At 63.9% G+C, this 4,068-nt stretch carries 5 protein-coding genes and 2 pseudogenes; 2 read left to right on the forward strand and 5 right to left on the reverse strand.

Annotated features, from left to right (window positions below):
• Window positions 1-156 (forward strand): annotated as a pseudogene (locus tag MOV75_RS29440) (NYN domain-containing protein); the annotation flags it as partial.
• Window positions 137-811, forward strand: a complete 675-nt coding sequence (locus MOV75_RS29445) for a uracil-DNA glycosylase (RefSeq protein WP_246927755.1) — start codon at window positions 137-139, stop codon at window positions 809-811. The pseudogene MOV75_RS29440 and the gene MOV75_RS29445, both read left to right, overlap by 20 nt.
• On the opposite strand, the gene MOV75_RS29450 is transcribed toward MOV75_RS29445, so the two are convergent.
• The 5 genes and pseudogenes from MOV75_RS29450 to MOV75_RS29475 all read right to left on the reverse strand — a co-directional run.
• A complete protein-coding gene (locus MOV75_RS29450; RefSeq protein ID WP_246927753.1) occupies window positions 808-1,392 on the reverse strand; it encodes a peroxiredoxin in 585 nt (194 codons plus the stop codon). The two genes, MOV75_RS29445 and MOV75_RS29450, sit on opposite strands and share 4 nt — an antisense overlap.
• 4 nt (window positions 1,393-1,396) lie before the next feature.
• Window positions 1,397-1,870 (reverse strand): SsrA-binding protein SmpB, encoded by a 474-nt coding sequence (gene smpB, locus MOV75_RS29455; RefSeq protein WP_027530006.1) that lies wholly within the window; start codon window positions 1,868-1,870, stop codon window positions 1,397-1,399.
• A gap of 59 nt (window positions 1,871-1,929) precedes the next feature.
• Window positions 1,930-2,370 (reverse strand): large conductance mechanosensitive channel protein MscL, encoded by a 441-nt coding sequence (gene mscL, locus MOV75_RS29460; protein WP_246927748.1) that lies wholly within the window; start codon window positions 2,368-2,370, stop codon window positions 1,930-1,932.
• A 23-nt stretch (window positions 2,371-2,393) separates the two neighbouring features.
• Window positions 2,394-3,284, reverse strand: a complete 891-nt coding sequence (gene dapA / locus MOV75_RS29465) for a 4-hydroxy-tetrahydrodipicolinate synthase (protein ID WP_246927746.1) — start codon at window positions 3,282-3,284, stop codon at window positions 2,394-2,396.
• A gap of 673 nt (window positions 3,285-3,957) precedes the next feature.
• A pseudogene (locus MOV75_RS29475) lies at window positions 3,958-4,068 on the reverse strand (KUP/HAK/KT family potassium transporter); the annotation flags it as partial.

A 4,068-nucleotide genomic window follows, 5' to 3' on the forward strand; every position in this document is an offset into this window, starting at 1 on the left:
GACCTCGTCGAGCTGCAATCCAAGCTCGGCCGCGATCCGTCCGAACGCCCCGCCCCGCGTGACCGCGGTGAGCGTGGCGAACGCCACCACGCCCCCCAATTCCTCCAGCGCGCAACCACGATGGCGCCGAGGGGCGATGACGACTTCGAGGAGTGAGGCGGCCCGGTCAAGCCGCCAGCCTTCCACCGTCGTTCCCGACCGCGATTGTCCGCTCTGTCCGCGTCTGGTCGCCTTTCGCGAGGCGAATCGGGCGCGTGAGCCGTTGTGGCACAATGCGCCGGTAGCGCCCTTCGGCGACATCAAGGCGCGCCTTTTGATCGTCGGCCTCGCGCCGGGGATGCAGGGCGCCAACCGCACGGGACGGCCGTTCACCGGCGACTATGCCGGCGACCTGCTCTACGCCACCTTGCTCGAATACGGGTTTGCCAAGGGCACCTATCAGGCGCGTCCCGATGACGGCCTGAAGCTGATCGACTGCCGGATCGCCAATGCAGTGCATTGCGTTCCGCCGCAGAACAAGCCGCTGCCGGTCGAGATCAACACCTGCCGGCAGTTTCTGGTCGCGAATCTCGAGACGATGCCGAAGCTGCGCGCGATCATCGCGCTCGGGCGAATTGCGCACGACAGCGTGCTCAAGCCGTTGAAGCTGAAGGCCTCTCAAGCCCCCTTCGGCCATGGCGCCGTGCATCAGGCCGGCGCGTTCAAGCTCTACGACAGCTATCACTGCTCGCGCTACAACACGAACACGGGCGTGCTGACGGCGGACATGTTCCGGTCGGTGTTCGCGAAGGTGAAGGCGGATCTCGATTAGTCGGCCTTTGCTGGATTGGCCTTCAGCCAGTCCAGGACGTCGCCGGCGTTCCGGTCAGGCGGGAACACGGGATAGAGCACGTGCGTGATCCTGGCATCGTCGACGATGAGCGCGAGGCGCTTGATCAGCGTCAGGCCCGCGACCTCCATCGTCGGCAGCTTCAACGCGCGCGTCAGCGCCAGCTTCTCGTCCGACAGCACCGGGAATGGCAGATGCAGCCGTGAGGCCATCTCGGTCTGGTATTCGTTGCTTTGTGTCGAGAGGCCGAACACGTGGGCGGCACCGGCGGCCTTCAGCTCGGCGAACAGATCGCGAAACGCACAAGTCTGCGGCGTGCAACCGCGCGCACCCGGGATCATGTCCCAATCGTCGACCAGCGCGATCTTGCCGGGCTCGCCCGTGCGCGGATACGCGAACACAACGGTGCGGCCGCGCAGCGCCGACAGCGTGACTGACGTGTCGTCGGTTGCGAGCAGGCCGAGCGAGGGCAGTGTCATGCCCGTCAGATGCGCGGCGCCGCCATCATCTTCGGGCGCTGGAATCCGGGTCCAATCGACCTCGAGCAGGTTCCGCTGGGTCATCTCGTCAGCCCCTCGCCCGCATCAGGCGCCCCTTCTCCCGGCTCCAATCGCGCTTCTTCTCGGTCTCGCGCTTGTCGTGCAGCTTTTTGCCCTTTGCCACCGCCAGCTGAAGCTTGGCGCGCCCACGCTCGTTGAAATAGAGCTTGAGCGGGATCAGCGTCATGCCCTCGCGGTCGACCGCGCCCATCAGCTTGTTGATCTGCCGGCGATGCAGCAGCAGCTTTCGCGGCCGCTTGGGCTCGTGATTGAAACGGTTGCCCTGGAGATATTCGGGAATGGTGGCGTTGATCAGCCAGATCTCGCCGTCCTTGGAATCGGCGTAGGATTCCGCAATCGTGCTCTTGCCGTTGCGGATCGACTTGACTTCGGTGCCGGTCAGCGCAATGCCGGCCTCGATCGTGTCCTCGATCGCATAGTTGAACCGGGCCTTGCGATTCTCCGCCATGACCTTGATTGGACGTTCGTTTTTATCGGCCATGACAGGCAAACCTGATCGAGATGTGCGCGTAAGCTAACAGTTCGGATGAAGCGCGCGCGTCACTTCTTGAGGAGATCACGGATCTCGGTCAGCAGTTCGACCTCGGCCGACGGCTTCGGGGGCGCGGCCGGCGCCGCCTCCTCCTTGCGCTTCAAGGTGTTGATGGCGCGGATCACCAGGAACAGCACGAAGGCGACGATGATGAAGTTGATCGTCAGCGTCAGGAAGCTGCCATAAGCAAGTACAGCGCCTTGCTTTTTCGCATCAGCTAAGTTGGTGGCTGTGACCGCCTTCGACAAGGGGGCAAAATAGTTCGAGAAGTCGAGGCCGCCGGTGACCGCGCCGATGATCGGCATGATGATGTCACCGACCAGCGACGTGACGATGGCACCGAAGGCCGCGCCTATGATGACGCCGACCGCGAGATCGACGACGTTGCCCTTCATGGCGAATTCGCGGAATTCCTTGAGCATGCGTGTGCCCTTTTCCTCGACGCTCATGAACGGCCCCCGATGCCAGCGCGTCAGTTGATCAGGCCAGCGTGCACCATGGCGCTACGGACCGCAACGCGGGTCGGCTCGGAAACCGGCACCATCGGCAGCCGCAGCGTCTCGTCCAGCTTGCCGAGCAGTGACATCGCATACTTGATCGGCGCCGGATTGCTCTCGATGAAGAGGTTGTTGTGCAGCGGCATCAGCTTGTCGTGCAGCTTCAAGGCGGTGGCATGATCGCCCTTCTGCCAGGCAACGTGGAACTCCGAGCACAGGCGCGGCGCCACGTTCGAGGTGACGGAGATGCAGCCGTGGCCGCCATGGGCCATGTAGCCGAGAATGGTGGCGTCCTCGCCGGAGAGCTGGTTGAATTCCTCGCCCATCGCCGCGCGCTGCTGCGACACGCGCACCATGCTGGCGGTGGCGTCCTTGACGCCGGCGATGTTCTTCAGCTCCCACAGCCGCTTCATGGTGTCGACCGACATGTCGATCACCGAGCGCGGCGGGATGTTGTAGATGATGATCGGAATCCCGATCGCGTCGTTGATCGCCTTGAAGTGCTGGTACATGCCTTCTTGCGTCGGCTTGTTGTAATAGGGCGTCACGACCAGCACGGCCTCCGCGCCTGCCTTCTCGGCGTGCTGGGAGAGCTCGATCGCCTCCTTGGTCGAGTTGGAGCCGGCGCCCGCGATGACAGGCACGCGGCCCTTGGCCTCGGCGATGCACCATTCGACCACCTTCTTGTGCTCGTCATGGCTGAGGGTCGGGCTCTCGCCGGTGGTGCCAACCGGGACCAGGCCGTTGGTGCCCTCTGAAATCTGCCAGTTGACGAGGGAGCGGAATGCCGCCTCATCCAGCGAGCCGTTCTTGAACGGCGTGACCAAGGCGGTGAACGACCCCCGGAATTTCGTCTTGGCTGCCATGGACTTCCTCCGTACGCGGCTATCTCTCGAGCAAGCGCCATTCATATCGGGTCTATCCCGCCGGTAAAAGGCCCGCTTCCGTGTGACGCACCGTTTAGGCCGCGATTTTGCCGCGGTGGTGGTGCAAATCGGCCCGCGGTAAGCGGCTGTTGGTATTTTGTCCGCATATTCAATCAAATACAGCTAGATCTTGAGCCACTTGACTGATTCGGGGCGACAAAACCCGTGACCTCATTCCCTCGCGCCGCTTGGCGATCCTCCGGTCTGATCGTGTGCCTGATGGCAGGGCTCTCGGTCGGCTGCGCCGCCCTGGCCAAGTCCAATGAGACGACGGCGGAGACCGCCAAGGATACCGCCAAGGACGCTGCGAAGAACACCGCAAAGCCCGCCGCCAAGGACGCGGCAAAGGGCTCGTCCAAGGAGGCCAACAAGGGAACCGGCAAGGACAGTTCGAAGGACGCAGCCACGGGGGCGAGCAAAGGAGCGGCTGGCGCCCCGAGCAAGGACACCGCGAAGAAACCGGCCAAAGATACTGGCAAGGACGCGGGCAAGAGCGCCGGAAAAGAACCCGCGAGGGACAAGCCCAAGCCCGCCGCGGCGGCACCTGCGCCGAAATCCCATCCGGCCGCTAACAGCTCGCCTCCGAAAACGGCCCCCGCGCCGGCCGCGACCGCCACCGCCAGACCTTCCAGATCACCACGAAGCCCATCATCGCCGTGACCACCATGGTCCCGGTGACGGAGATGCCGTAGGCCGAGGCCAGCGCGCTGGAGGAGCGGAACAG

The sequence above is a fragment of the Bradyrhizobium sp. PRIMUS42 genome (assembly GCF_023006515.1).
GTDB lineage: Bacteria > Pseudomonadota > Alphaproteobacteria > Rhizobiales > Xanthobacteraceae > Bradyrhizobium.